Genomic DNA, 20,698 nt, shown 5'->3' with positions numbered 1-20,698 from the left:
GAGCGGATGGGCTAGGCGGTCGCGTCGACCGCGGCGAGTCGGGGGATGGCGGGCACCGCCTGCTCCGGGCCGAGCGCGGAGTAGCCGCCGTCGACGGCCCAGTCGGCGCCGGTGACGAAGGAGGCGGCGTCGGAGGCGAGGAAGGCGATCACGCGGCCGACCTCGTGCGGGTCGCCGACGCGGCCGAGCACGTGGAACGGCGCGGCGACGGCGTCGGTGTGCGCGCGGTCGCCGCCGGAGAGGTCGTCCATGATCTTCGACCAGGTCCATCCCGGGCTGACCGAGTTCACCCGGATGCCGTCGCCCGCGTAGTCGGTGGCCATGCTGCGGGTGACCTGCACGATCGCGGCCTTGCTCGCCGGGTAGACCCAGCGGCCGGCCTGGGCGACCTTGGCCGAGATCGAGCTGAGGTTGATCACCGCGCCGCCGGCGCGGGCCAGGTGCGGGCGGGCCGCCGCGGCGAAGACGACCGCGCCGACCAGGTTGACGTCGAGGGTGCGCAGCCAGGTCGCCCGGTCGGTGTCGGCGCCGTCGTCGCCGTAGGAGCAGGCCAGGTTGACCAGCACGTCGAGCGAGCCGAAGCGCTCGACGGCGGTGGCCACGCACCGGGCGATGGAATCGTCGTCGGTGACGTCGGTGTGCACGAAGGTGGCACCGGTGCGCTGGGCGACCTGCGGCCCCGCGGCGTCGTCGAGGTCGGCGAGCACGACGCGCGCGCCCGCGGCCACGAGTTCCTCGACGACCGCGGCGCCGAACAGGGTGGCACCGCCGGTGACGATCGCGGTCTTGTTCGCTAGTGAGCTGGACTGTGGCATCACGCCCTCCGAGACGCTGGTTCCGGTGAGGGCTGTCACGGTAGGGACGCCGCGGGCGGGCAGCTATCCGCGGAGCGCGGGAGTTGTCCGAACTCTGTCGATCGCGCACGAGTCTGCGGCCCGGATGACGACGGTCGCGGCGACGGACTGGACAGTGTGACCCCGGTCACGGCAGACTGTCCTGCGAGTCACGGACGGTTCCGCCCGCGCGACGGCATCGATTTCGCGATTCTTGACACGCCGGACCTCGGCGTGGAACACAATGGTAATGCGCGTTTGTGACGATGGTCATCGAATCGTCATGCGTTGGACCATTCCCGTGGAGGAGCCGTTGCAGTACGAGGACCGGCCGCTGGCCCGGCACCAGCTCACCACTTCCGGCGATCCCGACCTCGTCCGTTCGGCCGTCGGCACCGCGTTCTGCGATCACCGGCTCTCGCCGCTGCGCCGCGACATCGCCCTGGACGCACACTTCCACGGCGTCCGTTGGGACACCGCCGGCGTCTACTACCTCGAATACGGCACCGACGTGCGTATCGACCCGCGCGACCTCGACGACTTCTACCTCATCCAGGTTCCGCTCGAGGGCCACGCCGCGATCACGGTCGGCTCGCGCAGTTTCGTCTCCACCCCCGAGGTCGCCTCGGTGCTCGAGCCGGGCGACCGGGTGTCGATGGCGTGGGAGGGCGCCAATCGGCAGCTGCTGCTGCGCCTGGACCGCGCCACGGTGCACGACGCGGTGCGCAAGAAACTCGGCCGCGAGCCCGCCGCGCCGCTGGTGTTCGACCCCCGCATGGATCTCACCACCCCGGCCAACCGGACCTGGCGCGGACTGCTCACCCTGTTGGTCGACGCCATCGACCGCGCGGCCGCACCCACCTCCATCGCGGTGCAGGAGTTCGAAGGGCTGCTGGTCAGCCAGCTGATCCTGGGCCAGCCGCACAACTATCGCGACGAACTCGACCGCAAACCACAGCCCGTGGTGTCCCGGCCGATCGCCAGGGCGGCCGAACTGATCGAGGCGCACGCCCACGAACCGCTGACCGTCGACGACATCGCCGACGCGGTCGGCATCGGCACCCGTACCCTGCAGGACGGTTTCCGCCGCTACTACAACACCACCCCGATGGCGTTCCTGCGCGATGTGCGACTGCGCCGCGTGCGCACCGACCTGCTCCAAGCCGACCCCACCCTGACCACGGTCACCGACATCGCGATTCGCTGGGGTTTCCTGCACCCGGGCCGCTTCTCGGTGCTCTACCGGGACCGTTTCGGCGAATCACCCTCGCAGACACTGCGATTGGCCACCGACGGCGCAGCGCAGACCGCGGCCGCCTGCTGACCCGGCGCGCCCTCGTCGGCTCGGCGACCGGTCCGCCGCCGACCCCGGAACGACCACGTGCCCGGGAGCGTGGCTCCCGGGCACGTTCGGGTCTCAGACCGCGGCCGTCACCCGCGCGGGCGTCCACCGCCGCCGCGGTGCGGACGTGCCCGTCGCGCGGATCAGTTCCAGGCGCGGCGGTGGGCCGTCGGTGCGACCGGTGGGTGGTTTCCGGTTGCCCGCGCGGAAGGGCGCGGGCCATTCGGCGGCCTCGCCGCGATAGCCCTGTTCCACCGCCGCGTGCAGGGTCCACTGCGGATCCCACAGGTGCGCGCGGCCGATGGCGACGAGGTCGGCGCGACCGGCCAGCAGGACCGAGTTGACGTCGTCGTGGGAGGAGATGGCGCCGACGGCGACGACGGCCACGCCGTGCGGCACCCCGACCTCCTGGCGGATGCGATCGGCGAAGGGCGTCTGGTAGCTGCGGCCGTAGGCGGGCTTCTCGTGCTTGACCACCTGCCCCGAGGAGACGTGCAGCACGTCGACCCCGTGGGCGGCGAAGGCGCGCGCGATCTCGACCGCGTCGTCGACGGTGTTGCCGCCCTCGGCCCAGTCGGTGGCCGAGATGCGCACCGACAGCGGCCGGTCCGCGGGCCAGACCTGCTTGACCGCGTCGAACACCCGTAGCGGGAACCGCAGCCGATTGTCCAGGCTGCCGCCGTACTCGTCGGTGCGCCGGTTGGCCAGCGGTGAGAGGAACGCCGAGAGCAGGTAGCCGTGCGCGCAGTGCAGCTCGAGCAGGTCGAATCCGGCGCGAGCGGCGGCCGCGGCGGCGTCGGCGAATTCGCGGGTGACCCGGTCCATCTCCGCGCGGGTGATCTCCCGCGGGGTGCGGCTGGCCGGACCGTAGGGGATGGCCGAGGGTCCGACGGTCTCCCAGCCGCCGGACTCGAGTGGGTCGTCGATGCCCTCCCACATCACCTTGGTCGCGCCCTTGCGACCCGAATGTCCGAGCTGCACACCGATCTTCGCGCGCGTGTGGCCGTGCACGAAATCGACCACCCTGGCCCAGGCCCGCTCCTGCTCCGGTGTGTAGAGCCCGGCGCAGCCGGGGGTGATGCGCCCCTCCGGGGACACGCACACCATCTCGGTCATCACCAGGCCGGCGCCGCCGAGCGCCTTGCTGCCCAGGTGCACCAGATGGAAGTCGGTGGGCACCCCGTCGACGGCGGAGTACATGTCCATCGGCGAGACCAGGATGCGATTGGGCAGTTCGACGTCCTTGAGCCGCAACGGGTAGAACATCGGCGGCCGCGGCGCCGCGGCGGCGGCGTCCTGGGTGGACAGGTACCAGCCGTCGATAGCCTCGACGAAGCCGTCGTCGCGCAACCGCAGGTTGTCGTAGGTGATCCGGCGGCTGCGGGTGAGCAGGTTGAAGGCGAACTGGTCGGGGTGCTGGTCGGTGTACTGGGCGATGGACTCGAACCACTCCAGGCTGGCCTGTGCGGCGCGCTGCACCGATTCCACGACCGGTTTGCGTTCGGTCTCGTAGGCGGCCAGGCCGGCGGCGACCGAGTCGTTCTCGTGCAGGCAGGCCGCCAGTGCCAGGGCGTCCTCCATCGCCAGCTTGGTGCCCGAGCCGATGGAGAAGTGCGCGGTGTGCGCGGCATCGCCGATGAGCACGATGTTGCCGTGGCGCCAGGTGCGGTTGCGCACGGTGGTGAAGGAGATCCACCGGGAGTTGTTGGCCTGCAACCGGTGTCCGTCGAGTTCGGCGGCGAACAGCTCGGCGATCCGCGCGATGGACTGCTCGTCGTTCTCCCCCGGCGCGAACTCGCGGTCGGCGAAGGCGGCGAAACCGGCCTCGCGCCAGACCGATTCGTGCATCTCGACGATGAAGGTGCTCTGCTGCGCGCTGAACGGGTAGGCGTGCACCTGCATGATCCCGTGCGGGGTGTGTTTGACGAAGAACTCGAACGCCTCGAACACCAGGTCGGTGCCCAGCCACATGTACTTGTTGCGCCGGGGATCCAGGCTCGGTTCGAACACGTCGGCGAAGGTGCTGCGCACCGCGGAGTTGATGCCGTCGGAGGCCAGCACCAGATCGTGGGTGGCGGCGAGATCTTCGACGTCGGGGGCCGGGGTGCGGAAGTGGATGGTGACGCCGAGGTCGGTGCAGCGGCGTTGCAGCAGCCGCAGCAGTTCCTTGCGGCTCATCGCCGCGAAGCCCTGGCCACCGGAGGTGCGCACCTGGCCGCGGTAGTGGATGTCGATGTCGCTCCAGCGCGCGAACTGCTCGCTCATCCCACGGTAGATCTGCTCGTCGGCGTGCTCGATGCCGCCGAGGGTCTCGTCGGAGAACACCACGCCGAACCCGAAGGTGTCGTCGGGAGCGTTGCGTTCCCAGATGGTGATCTCGTGGCTCGGGTCGAGCTGTTTCATCAGGGCGGAGAAGTACAGGCCCGCGGGCCCTCCGCCGATCACGGCGATACGCATCGAAGCCTCACTGGTGTCGGGGGTAATCGGTTCTGGGGTCGGCGGCCCGGGTACCGCGCAACGCGGCGGCCACCGCCGTGGGCCACGGCCGCGAACGGGCGGCGGGGTCGGGGGCGTGCACGGCGGTCAAGGCACCCCGCGCCGCCGGGGACGGGGGCTGCGCATCCGGGGGAATCCGGGTGACGAGGAAGTCGTAGCGCACCGAGGAGCGCCCGAGCCTGCCCACCGACAGCGCGATGGCGGCGGTGTCGCCGAACCACAGCCGGTCCAGGTAGTCGACCTCGAAACGCACCCGCGGGATGCTGCCGAACAGCCCGCGCAGCCCGAGCCCGTCCAGCAGGGCGGCTTCGGCCGCCTCCACCCAGCGGATCACGGTGCTGTGGTGGTAGTGCCCGGCGGCGTCGGTGTCCTGCCAGTCCACCACGCGCTCGACGACGACGCCGCTCATCGTGCGGCCTTCCACTGTTCCCGCACCTTGAACCGCTGGAGTTTGCCGCTGGGGTTGCGCGGCAACTCGGTGACGAACACGATGCTGCGCGGATACTTGTAGGGCGCGGCCGTGCTCTTGACGAAATCCTGGAGTTCCCGGACCTTCTCGTCGCTGCCGTCGACGCCCGCGCGCAACACGACGGCGGCGTGCACGACGTTGCCGCGGTCCGCGTCGGGCACGCCGACGACCGCGCACTCCGCCACGTCCGGGTGCCGGTCGAGCACGGCCTCCACCTCGGGCGCGCCGATGTTGTAGCCGGCGGAGACGATCATGTCGTCGCTGCGCGCGTGGTACCAGAGGTAGCCGTCGGCGTCGCGGGTGCAGGTGTCGCCGGTCAGATTCCAGCCGCCGCGCACGTAGTCCCGCTGGCGCGGGTCGGCCAGGTAGCGGCAGCCGGTGGGGCCCTTGACCGCAAGCAGACCGGCGGTGCCGTCCGGGACCGGGTTGCCGTCGTCGTCCTGGATCTCCACCCGGAAGCCCGGCACGGCGCGGCCCAGCGAACCGGGCCGGATGTCCGCGTCGGCGGCGGAGATGTAGATGTGCAGCAGCTCGGTGCCGCCGATGCCGTTGACGATCGAGATGCCGGTCCGCTCACGGAAGCCGGTGAACACCGGCTCCGGCAGGTGCTCTCCCGCCGACACACATCGCCGTAGCGTGCGCAGTCCGTCCAGGTCGTCGCGCTTCAGCAGCGCCTTGTAGGCCGTGGGTGCGGTGAACAGCACGGTGGCGGCGAACTTCTCGATCGCCACCACCAGCGACTCCGGGTCGGCGCGCTCGAGCAGCACCGTCGAGGCACCGACCCGCAGCGGGAAGATCACCAGCCCGCCGAGGCCGAAGGTGAACGCCAGCGGCGGGGTGCCGATGAACACGTCGTCGGGGCGCGGGCGCAGCACATGCGCGCCGAAGGTGTCGGCGACGGCCAGCACGTCGCGGTGGAAGTGCATGGTGGCCTTGGGAGTCCCGGTGGTGCCCGAGGTGGGCGCGAGCAACACCACGTCGTCGGCGGCGGTCGCGACGTCGGTGAAGGTCGGCGGCTTCGCGGCGGCGCGGCGGGTGAGGTCCTCGGCGCCCGGCCCGCCCACCGGCACGACCGGCAGGTCGGCGCAGGCCAGTTCCGCGGTGAGGCGGTGATCGCACAGCGCCAGGGCCGGGCGGGTCAGGTCGATCAGCTTGGTCAGTTCGGCCGCGCGCAGCAGCGGCATGGTCGTGACGACCACGCCGCCCGCCTTGACCACGGCGAACCAGCAGGCCACCAGCCAGGGCGTGTTGGGCGAGCGCAGCAGCACCCGGTTACCGGGAACCAGGCCGAAGTCCTCGGTGAGCACCCGCGCGATCCGGTTGGCGGTGTCGAGCAGATCGCCGTAGCTCCAGGTGGATTCGGCGGTGGACAGGCACGGACGGTCGCGGCCGTGGCGGTCCACCGCGCCGTCGAGCAGCACGCTCGCGCAGTTCAGCCGCTCCGGATACCGCAGGGCGGGCAGGTCGAAGACGAACTCCGGCCACTGCGACGGCGGCGGGAGGTTGTCCCGGCAGAAGGTGTCGATGTGGGCTGAAGGAGTGAGCAAGGTTTCCGCCCTTTCCGAGACGGGAATCGGAGACGGGATCGCGCGCGCTCAGTCGATCGCGGCGACGGCCTGGATCTCGATGAGCGCCTCCGGTTGCCACAGCGCGGTGACGCCGACGCCGGTCATCGCCGGGTACTCGGTGCCCGCCAGCTCCCGCCAGATGCGCCCGATCTCCTTGCCGTTGGCCTGGTAGTCGGGAATGTCGAGCAGGTAGATCGTCACGCTCACCAGATCCTGCGGGCGCCCACCCGCCGCGGCCAGCGCGGTCAGCATGTTCGTCATCGCCTGCCGGAACTGCTCGACGATGCCGCCCTCGACGATCTTGCCGTCGGCGTCCATCGCCGTCTGCCCGGCCAGATGCACGATGCCGCGGTGCCGGGTGGCGTGCGCGAAACCGGAGGGCTTCGCCAGCGTTGCGGGATTGATGCGTTCGACAGCCATGTCGCCTCACTCTGGTCCGGCTCGACGAAGCAGCGAGCCATGGGGGAAGGGGTGGTGCGGACCACACTATAGTGCTATTGTCACCACCGTCAACAGAACGCGATATTCCGGCGTTCCACCGCCGCGGGGATCGCCCCGGCCCCCAGCCTCTGGAGTACATCGAGCAATGCGCCTGCGAACTGTCCGCACCGACGACGGCGGCTCCCACGCGGAGATCCGCCGCGACGGGCACTGGTACCCCACCGCCGCGCCCGACGTGGGCGCGCTGCTCGCCCGCCCCGACTGGCGGTCCGCGGTGACGGGCGAGCCGGTCGCCGGCCGCTCGGCGCCGGTGGTCACCGCGCCGCGCAAGATCGTCTGCTGCGGCCACAACTACCGCGCCCACATCGCCGAACTCGGCCGCGCGGAGCCCGAATTCCCCACGCTGTTCGCCAAATTCGCCGACACCCTCACCGCCTGGGACGCCGACATCACCCTCGGCATGGCCGCCGCCGACGCCGGCCTGGACTGGGAGGCGGAACTGGCCGTCGTGGTCGGGGTCGAACTGCGCCGCGCCGACCGGGCGACCGCACGGGCCGGGATCGCCGGTTACACGGTCGCCAACGACTTCTCGGTGCGCACCTGGCAGCGCCGCACCGCACAGTGGTTGCAGGGCAAGGCCTTCGACGCCACCACGCCCCTCGGCCCCGACCTGGTCACCCCCGACGAGGCCGATCCCGGCGACGGCCTGCGCATCACCTGCCGCGTCAACGGCGTCGTCGAGCAGTGCGGCTCCACCTACGACCTGCTGTTCGACCCGGGGGCGCTGCTGTCCTACATCTCCGCCTTCACCACCCTGCGCCCCGGCGACGTCGTGCTCACCGGCACGCCGGGCGGTGTCGGGGTGGCCGCCGACCCGCCGCGGCACCTGCGCGACGGCGACGTGGTGGAGACCGAGATCGAAGGCATCGGGCTGCTCCGCAACCGGATCACCCTCCCCACCGAAGACGATCCCGCCCCGCGGGACGGAAAGGAAGACCGATGAGCAACGAAACCCTCGACACCACCGCGGTTCCCGTCGTCACCCCGGCCGGGCAGGAGCACACCGACACCGCCCAGTCCGGCGGCGCGGTGCGGGTGTCGGGCGTGAGCCCGCAGCACACCCCCGCCACCAGGATCTGGTACGGCCGGGTGTCCAACGAACCCGGGTACCGGTCGCTGCCGCACCACCACGGCGAGGCGGAGACCGGCGGTTACGTGCTGAAGGGGGTGGCGCGCATCTACTTCGGCGCCGACTACCAGCAGTACGTCGACATGAAGGAGGGCGATTTCGTGTTCGTGCCGCCGTTCATGCCGCACATCGAGGTGAACATGAGCACCACCGAGGAACTGGTGTGGCTGACCGCGCGCACCCCCGACAACATCGTGGTCAACCTGCCCGACGTGGACGACGCGATCCTGGCCGGCTACCGCCGCGCCTGAACCCGTCGCCGCGGGACCGCCGCCCGCTCCCCCGCGCTATCCGCACAGCCCTCGCGCACAGTGGATAGCGCGGGCTCACGCGCGCTCCTACCGTCGCGCGGCATGAGCGAACACACATCGGCCGAGGTCGACGCGATCGTCGTCGGATCGGGGATCAACGGGCTGGTCGCCGCCGCGGAACTCGCGCGCGCCGGATGGTCGGTGCTGGTGGCCGAACGCAACAGCGACATCGGCGGATTCATCGCCACCGAGGAACGCACGCTGCCCGGCTACCGGCACGACACCTTCTCCTCCTGGCATCCGCTGTTCGTCACCGGCGCGGCCTACGCCGGCCTGGGCGAGCTGCTGCACGAGCACGGCCTGACCTACCGCAACACCGACGGGTGGGTGACCGCCAGCGTCGGCGACGACGGCGCCGTCACGGCCGCGCACCGCGACCCGGAACGCACCGCCGCGGCCTTCACCGACGCCGGCGACCGCGCCGCGTACCTGGAGATGGTCGCGCGGCTGACCGCGAACCTGCCCGCGATCGGCGGGCTGATGGGCGCCGAACTGCGCTCGCCCGCCGTCCTGGGACCGGTGACCGGCCTGCTGCGCGGCAACGGCCGCCGCGGCACCGAGACGTGGCTGCGCGACGCGCTGACCAGCGGGCGCGGCTACACCCGCCGCTACTTCCGCGGCCCCGAGGTCGACCACCTGTTCGCGCCGTGGCTGCTGCACGCCGGGCTGGCGCCCGACCACGCCACCGGCGGGTTGATGGTGCCGATGCTGGCCACCACCCTGCACGCCGCAGGCCTGCCCGTGGTCGCGGGCGGCTCGGGCGAGTTCGTGGCGGCGTTCCGGTCACTGCTCGGCGCGCTCGGCGTGCGGATCGAGACCGGCACCGAGGTCGAGCGGATCGTGGTCGAGTCCGGGCGAGCGACCGGCGTCGTCGCGGGCGGCAGGACCTTCCGCGCCCGCCGGGCCGTGCTCGCTTCGGTGACGCCGACCGCGCTCTACGGCGACCTGCTCCCGGCCGCCGCCGTCGACGCGGACCTGCGCGCGGAGGCCGCCCGCTTCCGCTACGGCCGCGGCGAGATGCAGATCCACGTCGCGCTGTCGGGTCCGCTCGGCTGGCGCGACCCGCGGCTGGCCGAGATTCCGCTGGTGCACCTGTCGGACGGATCGGCGAGCACCGGCATCGCCTGTGCCGAGGCCGAGGCCGGGCTGCTGCCGCGGCGGCCCACGGTCGTGGTGGGCCAGCAGTACGTCCTGGACCCGGACCGGGTGCCCGCGGGCGCGGCGGCGCTGTGGCTGCAACTCCAGGAGGTGCCCTTCGCGCCGCGCGGTGACGCGGCGGGCGCCCTCGACACCGCCGCGGGATGGACGAAAGAGCTGGCGTCGGCGTACGCCGACCGCGTGCTGGACCGGATCGCCGCGCACGCGCCGGATCTGCGCGCCAAGGTGCTCGCCGTCGACGTGGTGACGCCGGCGGATCTGGCCGCCTACAACGTCAACGCGGTCGCGGGCGACCCGTACGGCGGCTCCGGCGAACTCGACCAGAGCTACCTGTGGCGGCCGCTGGGCTCGGTCGGCAGGCACCGCACCCCGGTGCCTGGGCTGTGGCAGATCGGCGCCTCCACCCACCCCGGCCCCGGGCTCGGCGGCGGCTCCGGACATCTGGTCGCCACCACCCTCACCCGGCCGGGACCGTTGGCCCGGCTGCGCCGGCGCTGACTTCGCGCACCCGGGACAACCGCCGCGCCGAGCGGATAGCCGGGCGTCCCGCCGATCACCAGACTCGTCGCAAACCCACGCACCCTCGCAGGAGTAGTGATGTCCGTTCTCAGCACCGTCGTCGAGGCCACCCGCAGCGGGGCCGTCGAGATCATCGATCTCACCACCCCGCTGCAGGAATCGACGCCGATCCTGCAACTGCCGCCGCCGCTGGCCAACACCGTGCCGTTCCGGCTGGAGGAGATCAGCCGGTACGACGACCGCGGCCCGGCCTGGTACTGGAACAACATCCACACCGGCGAACACACCGGCACGCACCTCGACGCACCAGTGCACTGGGAGACCGGCCGCGACGGGCACGACGTCTCGCAGGCGCCGTTGCAGACCCTGGTGGCGCCCGCCGCCGTCGTCGACCTCACCGCGCAGGTCGCCGACGACCCCGACTTCCTGCTCGAGGTCGCCCACCTCGAGGCATGGGAACAGGAACACGGACCGCTGCCCGAGGGCGGCTGGCTGCTCTACCGCACCGGCTGGGCTGTCCGCGGTGCCGACGCGGCCGCCTTCACCAACGACGGGCACACCCCGGGTGTGTCGGTGGAGTGCGCCCGCTGGCTGGCCGAGAAGTCCCCGCTGGCCGGCTTCGGGGTGGAGACCGTCGGCACCGACGCGGGCGCGGCGCCCGGCTTCGATCCCGCGTTCCCCTGCCACAGCCTGCTGCTCGGCGCGAACAAATGGGGCCTGACCAGCCTGCGCAACCTCGACAAGCTGCCCGCCACCGGCGCGCTGCTGATCGTCTCGCCGCTGCCGATCGTCGGCGGTTCCGGCAGTCCCGCCCGGGTGCTCGCCCTCGTCGAACGCTGACCCGGCACGCCCACCGGGCGGCGCCGCGGCTGATCGAACACCGGGCTCTCGCACACGAATCGGAGGACAACACATGGCGGAACGCTCGTTCGCCAACGAAGTCGGAAAGCTGCGCCAGGGGGCCGGGAGCACCCTGCACGTCGAAGGCATCCTGGCCGTCACGAAGGCGTTGCTGCAATCCGGTGTCGCCTACGTCGGCGGATATCAGGGCGCGCCGATCTCGCACCTGATGGACGTGCTCGGCGACGCCAAGGAGGTCCTCGACGAGCTCGGCGTCTACTTCGAGAACAGCGCCTCGGAGGCCACCGCGGCCGCCATGCTCGCCGCCTCGGTGCACTACCCGCTGCGCGGCGCGGTGACCTGGAAATCCACCGTCGGCACCAACGTCGCCGCCGACGCGCTGGCGAACCTGGCCAGCGGCGGCGTGACCGGCGGCGCGCTGATCATCCTCGGCGAGGACTACGGTGAGGGCTCGAGCATCATGCAGGAGCGCTCGCACGCCTTCGCCATGAAATCGCAGATGTGGCTGCTGGATCCGCGGCCGGACGTGACCGCGATCGTCGACGCGGTGGAGTCGGGCTTCGAGCTGTCGGAGGCCAGCAACACCCCGGTGTTCCTGCTGCTGCGGCTGCGCTCGTGCCACCTGCACGGCGCGTTCGAGGCCAAGGACAACAAGCGACCGCCGCTGACGGTGACCGAGGCGACCCGGCAGCCGACCCGCGATGTGAGCCGGATCGTGTTGCCGCCGGCCAGTTTCCAGCACGAACGGGAGAAGATCGAGGACCGCTGGCCCGCCGCGGTGCGCTACATCCGCGAGCACGGGCTCAACGAGGTGTTCGGCGCCGATCTGGCCGATGTCGGGATCATCGTGCAGGGCGGGCTCTACAACACCCTCAACCGCTCGATGGAACTGCTCGGCTGCTCGGACGCCTTCGGCAACACCCGGGTGCCGCTGTATGTGATGAACGTGGCCTACCCGGTGATCGACGAGGAGGTCGTCGAATTCTGCCGCGGCAAGCGGGCGGTGCTGCTGGTCGAAGAGGGTCAGCCCGACTTCATCGAACAGAACATCAACACCGTGCTGCGCCGCGCCGACGTGCCTACCGTGCTGCACGGTAAGGATCTGTTCACGATGGCCGGGGAATACACCTCGCTGGTGGTCACCCGTGGCCTGCACGAGTTCCTCGCGCGCTATCTGCCCACGGCGGTCACCGCCGAGCCGGCGCTGCTGCGTCCCGCCGACGACCCGGCCAGCCCCTTCGCCACCCGCGTCGATCCGCAGCTCGTGCATCCGCGCCCGCCGGGCCTGTGCACCGGATGCCCGGAGCGGCCGATCTTCAGCGGACTGAAGCTCGCCGAGCGGGAGACCGGCAAGCACCACATCAGCGCCGACATCGGCTGCCATCTGTTCTCGGTGAACGCGCCGTTCGACCTCGGCGCCACCACGATGGGCTACGGCCTGGGCTCCGCGGCCGCCTCGGCGCTGAACTCGACGGGCTCGGACCGCCGCACGATCGCCATGATGGGCGACGGCGGCTTCTGGCACAACGGGTTGAGCAGCGGCGTCGGCAACGCCGTCTACAACAAGAACGACCAGCTGCTGGTGGTGGTCGACAACGGTTACGCCGCCGCGACCGGCGGCCAGGATGTGCTGTCCTCGGCGGCCGAACTGCCCGCCCGCTCCACCAAGCACCCGATCGAGCGGGCCGTGCGCGGGATCGGCGTCCGGTGGGCCAAGACGATCGACGACACCTACGACGTCACGAAGGTCCGCGACACCTTCGTCGAAGCGCTCACCACCGACGAGCCGGGGCCGAAAGTCCTGGTGATGCAGAGCGAATGCCAGCTCAACAAGCAGCGCAGGGAGAAACCGCAGCGGGCCCGGGCGCTGCGCGAGGGCAAGCGCGTGGTGCGGGAACGCTACGGCGTCGACCCGGAGACCTGCACCGGCGACCACGCCTGCATCCGCATCTCCGGGTGCCCCTCGCTCACCGTCACCGACAATCCCGACCCGCTGCGCACCGACCCCATCGCCACCGTGCTGGACAGCTGCGTTGGCTGCGGTGTCTGCGGGGCGAACGCCCACGCGGCGGTGCTGTGCCCGTCGTTCTATCGCACGGATGTCGTCTACAACCCGACCCGCCGGGACCGGCTGCTCGCCCGGGTGCGCGGGTGGTGGATCGGGCTGCTCGCCCGCGGAGTCGAACGGCGGATCGCCGGTCTGGAGGCGCAGTGATGTCGAGTTGGTACGACGGGCAGCGGCCGCTCACCCTGGCCGTGCTGGCCATGGGCGGCGAGGGCGGCGGAGTGCTCGCGGACTGGATCGTCGAGGTGGCGGAGAAGGCCGGGTACTGGGCCCAGTCCACCTCGGTGCCCGGCGTGGCGCAGCGCACCGGCGCGACCGTGTACTACGTCGAATTGTTCCCGCCCACACCGCCTTCCGGTGCCGCACGGGCGGTGCCGGTGCTCAGTGTGTTCCCCACCCCCGGCGAGGTCGACGTCGTGGTCGCCTCGGAGCTGATGGAAGCCGGGCGGGCGGTGCAGCGTGGCTTCAGCACGCCCGACCGGACCACCCTGATCACCTCCACGCACCGGGTGTTCGCCATCGACGAGCGGATGGCCCCGGGCGACGGACGCGCGGATTCGGCGGCGCTGCTGGAGACCGCGCGGCGCGGGGCGAAGCGGCTGATCGCCGCCGACTTCATGGCGGTGGCCGAGCAGGCGCGCAGCGTGATCAGCGCGTCGCTGTTCGGCGCGCTGGCCGGGTGCGGGGTGCTGCCGTTCGGCCGCGAGCAGTTCGAGCAGCCGATCCGCGATTTCGGCAAGGGTGTCGAGCAGTCGCTCGCGGCGTTCGCCGCGGGCTACGAGGCGGCGCGGTCGGCGGCCCCCGCCGGGGGCACGACGGCGGCCGGCTCCGGCGCGGCCCGCGCGAGCGAGCCGGTGCCGTTGACGCTGGTCCCCCGGCCGCTGTCGGCGGAGGAGAAGAAGGAGCGGGAGGACCGGCGGCGCAACGAGATCGCCGCGACCGACCCCGGCGCGCTGGTGGGGCCGAAACTGCGGACCCTGGCCGCCGAGGTGGCCGACCTGCCCGCCGCGGCGCGTTCGATGATTCTGCACGGCCTGGTGCGCACCGCGGTCTACCAGAACAAGACCTACGCTCGGCGGTATCTGGAGCGGGTGGCGCGCTTCGCCGCCGTGGACCCCGACGCCGAGGGCGCCGCGCGGCTTACGGTGGAAGCGGCCCGGCACCTCGCGTTGTGGATGTGCTATCAGGACACCATCCAGGTCGCGCTGCAGAAGACCCGGCGTCACCGGATGGATCGCATCCGGGCGGAGGCCCGTGCGGAACCGGATCAGCTCATCCAGGTGCGCGAGTACCTGCACCCGCAGAGCGACGAGATCACCGACACCCTGCCCGAGCGGCTGGGCGCGACCCTGCGCCGCTCCACGGTCTTCGGCCGGGTGGTGCGCAAACTGACCCACCGGGGCATGATCGTCAACACCAGTTCGATCACCGGCTACACCGCCCTGTCGGTGATGGCCCGGGTGCGCCCGCTGCGCCCGCGCTCGCTGCGGTTCGCCCGCGAGCAGGCCGCCATCGAGGAGTGGCTGGCCATCGCGCTGTCGGCGGCGAGCATCGACGCCGACCTGGCCCGCGAGATCGTCGAATGCCAACGCGTCCTCAAGGGATACGGCGCGACCTGGGAGCACGGGTGGGAGAGCTTCACCCGCTTGATGGCGGCCGCGCAGGAGCTGGCGGGCACCCCGGACGCCGCCGAGCGGCTGGCGCGACTGCGGGATGCGGCACTGGCCGACGAGGACGGGGCGGCCCTGGCGGCGGAACTGGCGGAATCGGCGGCGGCGAGCGCGAAGTGAGCTCGGGTGCGCCGGATTCCGTTCCGGCGCACCCGAATTCGTGACGTCGGTCAGCCCGCGGGGATCGGCACGTGCCGGGTGACGATCCGGTGGATCAGCCGGGCCGCGGTGCGCGCGGTGCGGTTGTCGATGTCGAGGCCGGGGTTGAGTTCGGCCACGTCGACGACGGCGAGTTTGCCGCTGGCGCCGACCCGGTCGCACACGGCCTGCAGGGTCGGCAGCGGCACACCGAACGCGGCGGGTGCGCTGACCCCGGGGGCGACGGCGGCGGGCAGCACGTCGAGGTCGATGGTCAGATACACCAGGTCGATCTCGGCGAGGAAGGCGTCGACGAAGGCCAGGGCCGTCGCGGGGTCGCACTCGTCGTCGGGGAGGTGGCGCACGCCGAAGCGCGCGGCGGTGTCGAAGAGGGCGGCGGTGTTGCTGGGTTGGCTGATACCGAGCACCGCGTACCGGACGGCGTCCCCCTCGGCCGCGAGGATCTGCCGGAACGGGGTGCCCGAACTGGGCACCGGGTCGGCCCGCAGATCGAAATGCGCGTCCAGGTTCAGGATTCCGAGGCGGGTGCCGGGCGCACGGCGCGACGATCCGGTGACACCGAGGTAGGTGCCGTAGGCGATCTCGTGCCCGCCGCCGAACACCACCGGGAAATGCCCGGCGTCGAGCAGACCCGCGACCGTGCCGCCGAGCGCGCGCTGCCCCTCCTCCAGCGCCTCGCCGACCACCTCGACGGTGCCCGCGTCGTAGGCGCGGCGCGGGCGGTCGAGCGCCATCGGGGCCATGGCCTGCCGCAGCGCGTCGGGACCGGCGGCCGCGCCGACCCGTCCCTTGTTGCGCCGCACCCCTTCGTCACTGGCGAAGCCGACGAACACGCAGGAACCGGGCTCGGCGCCGGGCGCGTAGGGCGCCACGACCTGGTGCCAGCGCAGGTGTTCGTCGGTGGTGCCGTCGGTGCGGCCGGTCCAGCGGGGTGCGGGTCGCATGTCTCCTCAGTTCGTCGCGTAGGCGAGTGTGCCCTCGTGCCACACTCGGCTGATCAGCGGGACACCCGGCCGGTAGGCCAGGTGCAGGTGCGAGGGGGCGTCCAGGGCCAGCGCGTCGGCGCGGGCGCCGGGCGTGAGCACGCCGACGTCGCCGCGCCGCAGCGCCCGCGCGCCACCGGCGGTCGCCGCCCAGACCGCCTCGTCGGGGGTCATGCGCAGCTCGCGCACCGCGAGCGCGATGCAGAACGGCAGGCTGGTGGTGTAGCTGGTGCCGGGGTTGCAGTCGGCGCCGAGCGCCACCGTCACCCCCGCGTCGAGCAGGGCGCGCGCGTCGGGATAGCTGTTGCGGGTGCAGAAGTCGGCACCGGGCAGCAGGGTGGCGACGGTGTCGCTGTGCGCGAGCGCCTCGATGTCGGCGTCGTCGATGTAGGTGACGTGGTCGACCGAGGCCGCGCCCACCTCCACCGCCAGCTGCACACCGGGCCCGCGGTGCAGTTGGTTGCCGTGCACGCGCGGGACCAGTCCGTGCGCGATGCCCGCGGTGAGCACCGCGTGCGCCTGGTCGCGGTCGAAGGCGCCCTGCTCGCAGAACACGTCGATCCACTTCGCGTGCGGCGCGCACCGGGGGATCATCTCCGCGCACGCCATCGCCACGTAATCGTCGACGCGTCCGGCGTATTCGGGCGGCGGCACGTGCGCGGCCAGCAACGTCACCTCGTCGGTGTAGCGGCCGGCCACCCGCACGCTGCGCAGCTCGTGCTCGACGGACTGTCCGTAGCCCGACTTGCATTCCACGGTGGTGCTGCCGGCGCGCAGCGATTCGTCGAGCAGCCGCCGCACGTTCGCGCCCAGCTGTTCGTCGGTGGCGGCGCGGGTGGCCTCGATGGTGGTGCGGATGCCGCCCGCGCCGTACGGGCGGCCGGACATCCTGGCGGCGAACTCCTCGGCGCGGTCGCCGGCGAACACCAGGTGCGAATGCGATTCGACGAAGCCGGGCAGCACGGCCCGCCCGTCCAGGTCGTGCGCGGTGTCGGTGGCGGGCACGTGGGCGGAGTCGCCGACCCACGCGACGACCCCTTCCTCGAACACGATCGCGGCGTCGCGGCGCAGGCCGAGCGGGCCCTCGCCCAGGGCGGGATCGTTGGTGACCAGCTGGCCGATGCCGGTCAGTGCGGTGGTGGGCATCGCGGGCTCCTAGAGGCGGGTGTCGACCATCTCGGTGTGGGTCGGGTAGATCATCTGCGCGGGCGGGTTGTTGGTGCGCTTGGCGATCGGGTAGTAGATCGCGCCGGTGAACAGGATGCCCACGATCCAGGAGATGTCGGCGCCGCCGAGCATCTCGGTGACCGGTCCGGTGTACATCTTCTGCGCCAGGAACGGGATCTGGGCCACCACCCCGAGCGCGTAGCAGATCATCGCGGGGGTGTTCCACGCGCCGTAGCGGCCGTTCGGGTCGTAGAGCGCGGGCAGGTCGATGCGCTCCTTGGAGATCAGGTAGTAGTCGATCAGGTTGATCGCGCTCCACGGCGTGAACACCATGAGCAGCACGAGCACGAAGTTCTTGAAGTTCTCCAGGAAGTCCGCGCTGGCGGCGATGGCGATGAGCATCGACACCCCGACGAAGCCGAGGATGTAGAGGGTGCGCGCGGTGGTGGAGATGTGCGAGCGGCCGTTGAAGGCGGTCACGGTGGTGAGGATGGACATGAACCCGCCGTAGGCGTTGAGCACGTTGACGGTGAGCTTGCCGACCACGATCACCAGGTAGATCAGGAAGGCGACGGCCGCCGGGCCGGCCAGATCGCCCATGAAGCCGACCTGGTTGCCGAGGAAGGCATCGCCCGCGACCGCGGCGACGAGCGCGCCGAAGGTCATCGACCACTGCGAGCCGATCACGCTGCCGAGGAAGGTCGACCAGAAGGTGGTGCGCTCGCTGGTGCTGCGCGGCAGGTACCGGGAGTAGTCGGCGACATAGGGGCCGAAGGTCAGCTGCCAGCCCGCGCTCAGCGAGATCGCCAGCAGGAAGGTGACCACGTCGAAGTCGACGATGCCGACGTAGTCGGCGACCGGGTACTCGGCGAACAAGCGGATCGCCAGGTAGGTGAATCCGACGATGCCGACGACGGTGGCGACCCGCCCGACCATGTGGATGAGGCGGTAGCCGGTGATGGCGACGAAGGCGGTGAGGCCGCCGAAGATCAGGATGCCGACGGTGGGGCTGTCGATGCCGAGGACCTTGTTCACCGCTTGACCGGCGAGCACGGTGCCGGTGGCGGCGAAGCCCAGGTACATCAGGATCACCATCACCAGCGGGATCACCGCGCCCTTGACGCCGAACTGGGCCCGGCTCGAGATCATCTGCGGCAGCCCCATCCGCGGGCCCTGCGCGGAGTGCAGCGCCATCACGGCGCCGCCGAAGACGTTGCCGATCAGCAGGCCGATGATCGCCCACAGCGCGTCGGCGCCGAACACGACGGCCAGTGCGCCGTCGACGATCGCGGTGATCTGCATGTTGGCGCCGAACCAGAGGGTGAACTGGCTGCGCGGGGTGCCGTGTCGTTCGCTGTCGGGAACGACGTCGATGGTGCGGCGTTCGAGGGTGAGGATGTCCTCGGCGGTGCCGTCGTTTTTCATGGCTGGCCTGACTTTCTGCGGCGAGTGCATGTGCGGCGCGGTGATCGCGGCGTCGCACACGACGACGCGCGTGCTGTGTGTTGGATCACGCCACACCGGAGATATGTATATGCCTGTATAGACAGGCTGTCAAGCGGTTCGGAGTGGTTTCCCGGAGTTCCCCGGGTCCGGTGGCGCGACGAAAGGTGATCAGTCGGGGGTCGTGCGGCCCAGCTCGGCCGAGAGCCGGGCGCAGTGCTCGACCAGGACCCGGCCGTGCCGGGCGCAGGTCTCGTCGTCGAGGCGGAAGGTCGGTCCGACGACGCTCAACGCGCCGGCGACGCGGCCGATGGCGTCGTGGATGGGCGCGGCGACACCGGTCGAATGCTCCTCGATGGTGTCGTGGGCGACGGCGTAGCCCTGCGGGCCGACCTCACCGAGCAGCGCCGCGCCCACCGCGGTGCCCACCAGCGGCACGGTCTGCCCCACCCAGCCCATGTGCCGGATGGCGTAGGTGCCCTGGATCTGGTCGATGTAGAGCGCGGTGCCCCGCGGGCCGGGCGCCGACAGGTAGGTCGACTCCCGGGTGGTCTCGGCGATGGCCGCCATCGCGGGACGGGCACGCAGCACCAACTGGTGGTCGGCGATGGCGCGTGCGCCGATCTGCAGCAGCCGCGGGCCCACCCGGTAGACGTTGTCCTCGCCGCGCAGCACGAACTCGGTCTGCTCCAGGCTGCGGATCAGCCGCAGCGCGGTGCTCGGCGCGAGTTCGGTGGCCTTGGCGGCGTCGGCGAGGGTGAGCCCGCCGTGCTCGATGATGGCCCCGAGCAACTCGAAGGTCCGGCTCACGCTGCGGGTCACGTCGCCGGGGGCCATCGGGTGTTCCTCCATGTACCGGGAGCAAGGTGTGCCGGAAGCTAGCCGAATTCCGCGAGGACCTCCTCGTGGTGCTCGTCGAGCAGCGGACTGCGCCGCACCGGCGGACGGGCGCTGCCGCCGAAGACGACAGGCTGCCGGACGTAGCTTACGATGCCCGCCACGGGATGCTCGAAGGACTGCACCACCCCGCGGCTGCGCGCCTGCTCGGAGTCCAGCGCCTGCGCCACGTCCCACACCGGTGAGGCCGCCAGGCCTGCGGCGGTCAGGATCGCCACGACCTGGGCGACCGTGCGGCCCGCCGCCCAGTTCTCGATCTCCTTGCGCAGCACCGGCTCGTTGACGGTGCGGGCGGTGTCGTCGGCGAAGCGCGGATCGGTGATCAGGTCGCCACGGCCGAGGGTGCGGGCCAGCTTCTCGAAACCGGACTGGCTGGCGACGGCGAGCACGAACAGTCCGTCGTCGGCGCGGTAGGTGTCGAACGGAGTCGACACCGGGTGCCGGTTGCCCACCCGGCCCGGCGCGGCGCCGGTGGCCTGCAACTGGCTGTGCGCGGTGGGCAGCATGGCGAGCATGCTGTCGAACATCGCCACGTCCAGGTGCTGGCCCTGCCCGGTGGTGCGGGCGGCCAGCAGCGCGGTGCTGATCCCCCACGCGGCGAACAGCCCGGCGATCAGGTCGCCGAACGATTCGCCCAGGCGGGTCGGGCCGGATTCGGGCGAGCCGGTGATGCTCATGATCCCCGACAACGCCTGCACGACCAGGTCGTAGGCGGCGGCGCCGGACATCGGCCCCTGCTGGCCGAAGCCGGAGATGGAGGCGTAGACGAGGCGCGGGTTGCGCGCCCGCGCGGCGGCGTAGTCGATGCCGAGGCGGGTGGTGACGCCGGGCCGGAAGTTCTCGACCACCACATCGGCCCCGGCGATCAGCTCCAGCAGCGCGTCCCGGTCGGCCGGGTCCTTGAGGTCGAGCGCGACCGAGCGTTTGCCGCGGTTGAGCACGGTGAAGTACAGGCTCTCGCCGTCACGGAACGGCCCGAGGTGACGGGCGTCCTCACCGGCCTTGGTCTCGATCTTCACCACGTCGGCGCCCGCGTCGGCGAGCAGCGCGGTGCAGTACGGCCCGGCCAGCACCCGGGACAGGTCGACGACGCGCACGCCGTCGAGCGGAGGTAGGGCGTTCACGGG

The 20,698-nt window shown here is 71.6% G+C and carries 17 protein-coding genes; 7 read left to right on the top strand and 10 right to left on the bottom strand.

Features of this window, described 5'->3' with window-relative positions:
- Nucleotides 1-11 precede the first annotated feature (11 nt).
- Nucleotides 12-815, bottom strand: a complete 804-nt coding sequence (locus CRM89_RS28275) for an SDR family oxidoreductase (RefSeq protein ID WP_098086698.1) — start codon at nt 813-815, stop codon at nt 12-14.
- 301 nt (nt 816-1,116) lie between these two features.
- Here CRM89_RS28275 and CRM89_RS28270 point away from each other — a divergent pair, with 301 nt between their 5' ends.
- The gene (locus CRM89_RS28270) at nt 1,117-2,157 is read left to right on the top strand and encodes an AraC family transcriptional regulator (protein WP_060592886.1); all 1,041 of its coding nucleotides are present in this window, start codon (nt 1,117-1,119) and stop codon (nt 2,155-2,157) included.
- A gap of 93 nt (nt 2,158-2,250) precedes the next feature.
- Here CRM89_RS28270 and CRM89_RS28265 read toward each other — a convergent pair whose 3' ends face one another.
- The 4 genes from CRM89_RS28265 to CRM89_RS28250 are packed head-to-tail and all read right to left on the bottom strand — an operon-like array spanning nt 2,251 to nt 7,128.
- Nucleotides 2,251-4,632 (bottom strand): bifunctional salicylyl-CoA 5-hydroxylase/oxidoreductase, encoded by a 2,382-nt coding sequence (locus CRM89_RS28265; protein WP_098086696.1) that lies wholly within the window; start codon nt 4,630-4,632, stop codon nt 2,251-2,253.
- A gap of 7 nt (nt 4,633-4,639) precedes the next feature.
- Complete coding sequence (locus tag CRM89_RS28260) at nt 4,640-5,080, bottom strand: thioesterase family protein (protein ID WP_060592888.1); 441 nt, start codon at nt 5,078-5,080, stop codon at nt 4,640-4,642.
- Complete coding sequence (locus CRM89_RS28255; RefSeq protein WP_060592889.1) at nt 5,077-6,687, bottom strand: AMP-binding protein; 1,611 nt, start codon at nt 6,685-6,687, stop codon at nt 5,077-5,079. The genes CRM89_RS28260 and CRM89_RS28255 overlap by 4 nt, the downstream gene beginning before the upstream one ends.
- Nucleotides 6,688-6,735: 48 nt before the next feature.
- Nucleotides 6,736-7,128 carry a RidA family protein gene (locus CRM89_RS28250; RefSeq protein WP_011207772.1) on the bottom strand — a complete coding sequence of 131 codons (393 nt, stop codon included), beginning with the start codon at nt 7,126-7,128 and terminating at the stop codon, nt 6,736-6,738.
- A gap of 166 nt (nt 7,129-7,294) precedes the next feature.
- On the opposite strand from CRM89_RS28250, the gene CRM89_RS28245 reads away from it, so the two are divergent.
- From CRM89_RS28245 to CRM89_RS28220, 6 genes are all read left to right on the top strand, one after another.
- Complete coding sequence (locus CRM89_RS28245; protein ID WP_086846821.1) at nt 7,295-8,152, top strand: fumarylacetoacetate hydrolase family protein; 858 nt, start codon at nt 7,295-7,297, stop codon at nt 8,150-8,152.
- Complete coding sequence (locus tag CRM89_RS28240; protein ID WP_098086695.1) at nt 8,149-8,589, top strand: cupin domain-containing protein; 441 nt, start codon at nt 8,149-8,151, stop codon at nt 8,587-8,589. Before CRM89_RS28245 ends, CRM89_RS28240 begins: the two co-directional genes overlap by 4 nt.
- Before the next feature lie 102 nt (nt 8,590-8,691).
- Nucleotides 8,692-10,305 carry an NAD(P)/FAD-dependent oxidoreductase gene (locus CRM89_RS28235; RefSeq protein ID WP_098086694.1) on the top strand — a complete coding sequence of 538 codons (1,614 nt, stop codon included), beginning with the start codon at nt 8,692-8,694 and terminating at the stop codon, nt 10,303-10,305.
- A 99-nt stretch (nt 10,306-10,404) separates the two neighbouring features.
- A complete protein-coding gene (locus CRM89_RS28230; protein ID WP_060592893.1) occupies nt 10,405-11,166 on the top strand; it encodes a cyclase family protein in 762 nt (253 codons plus the stop codon).
- A gap of 73 nt (nt 11,167-11,239) precedes the next feature.
- Nucleotides 11,240-13,402 carry an indolepyruvate ferredoxin oxidoreductase subunit alpha gene (locus CRM89_RS28225; RefSeq protein WP_011207767.1) on the top strand — a complete coding sequence of 721 codons (2,163 nt, stop codon included), beginning with the start codon at nt 11,240-11,242 and terminating at the stop codon, nt 13,400-13,402.
- On the top strand, nt 13,402-15,042 hold the full coding sequence (locus CRM89_RS28220; RefSeq protein WP_060592894.1) for an indolepyruvate oxidoreductase subunit beta family protein: 1,641 nt from the start codon (nt 13,402-13,404) through the stop codon (nt 15,040-15,042). Before CRM89_RS28225 ends, CRM89_RS28220 begins: the two co-directional genes overlap by 1 nt.
- Before the next feature lie 50 nt (nt 15,043-15,092).
- Here the strand turns inward: CRM89_RS28220 and hutG are convergent, their stop codons facing one another.
- The 5 genes from hutG to CRM89_RS28195 all read right to left on the bottom strand — a co-directional run bounded on the left by hutG (nt 15,093) and on the right by CRM89_RS28195 (nt 20,695).
- Nucleotides 15,093-16,025, bottom strand: a complete 933-nt coding sequence (gene hutG, locus CRM89_RS28215) for a formimidoylglutamase (RefSeq protein ID WP_098086693.1) — start codon at nt 16,023-16,025, stop codon at nt 15,093-15,095.
- Nucleotides 16,026-16,031: 6 nt separating this feature from the next.
- Nucleotides 16,032-17,210 (bottom strand): imidazolonepropionase, encoded by a 1,179-nt coding sequence (gene hutI, locus CRM89_RS28210; RefSeq protein ID WP_098086692.1) that lies wholly within the window; start codon nt 17,208-17,210, stop codon nt 16,032-16,034.
- Nucleotides 17,211-17,219: 9 nt separating this feature from the next.
- Nucleotides 17,220-18,656: a cytosine permease gene (locus CRM89_RS28205; protein WP_041560729.1), complete on the bottom strand. Its 1,437-nt coding sequence runs from the start codon at nt 18,654-18,656 to the stop codon at nt 17,220-17,222.
- Nucleotides 18,657-18,845: 189 nt separating this feature from the next.
- A complete protein-coding gene (locus CRM89_RS28200; protein ID WP_060593489.1) occupies nt 18,846-19,511 on the bottom strand; it encodes an IclR family transcriptional regulator in 666 nt (221 codons plus the stop codon).
- Between the two features lie 41 nt (nt 19,512-19,552).
- Complete coding sequence (locus CRM89_RS28195; protein WP_098086691.1) at nt 19,553-20,695, bottom strand: CaiB/BaiF CoA-transferase family protein; 1,143 nt, start codon at nt 20,693-20,695, stop codon at nt 19,553-19,555.
- Between the last annotated feature and the right edge of the window lie 3 nt (nt 20,696-20,698).

It is taken from the genome of Nocardia sp. FDAARGOS_372, from assembly GCF_002554515.1.
Lineage (GTDB): Bacteria > Actinomycetota > Actinomycetes > Mycobacteriales > Mycobacteriaceae > Nocardia > Nocardia farcinica.
Note: the sequence above shows the minus strand (reverse complement) of the source record. Positions and strands in the feature narration are given on the sequence as shown.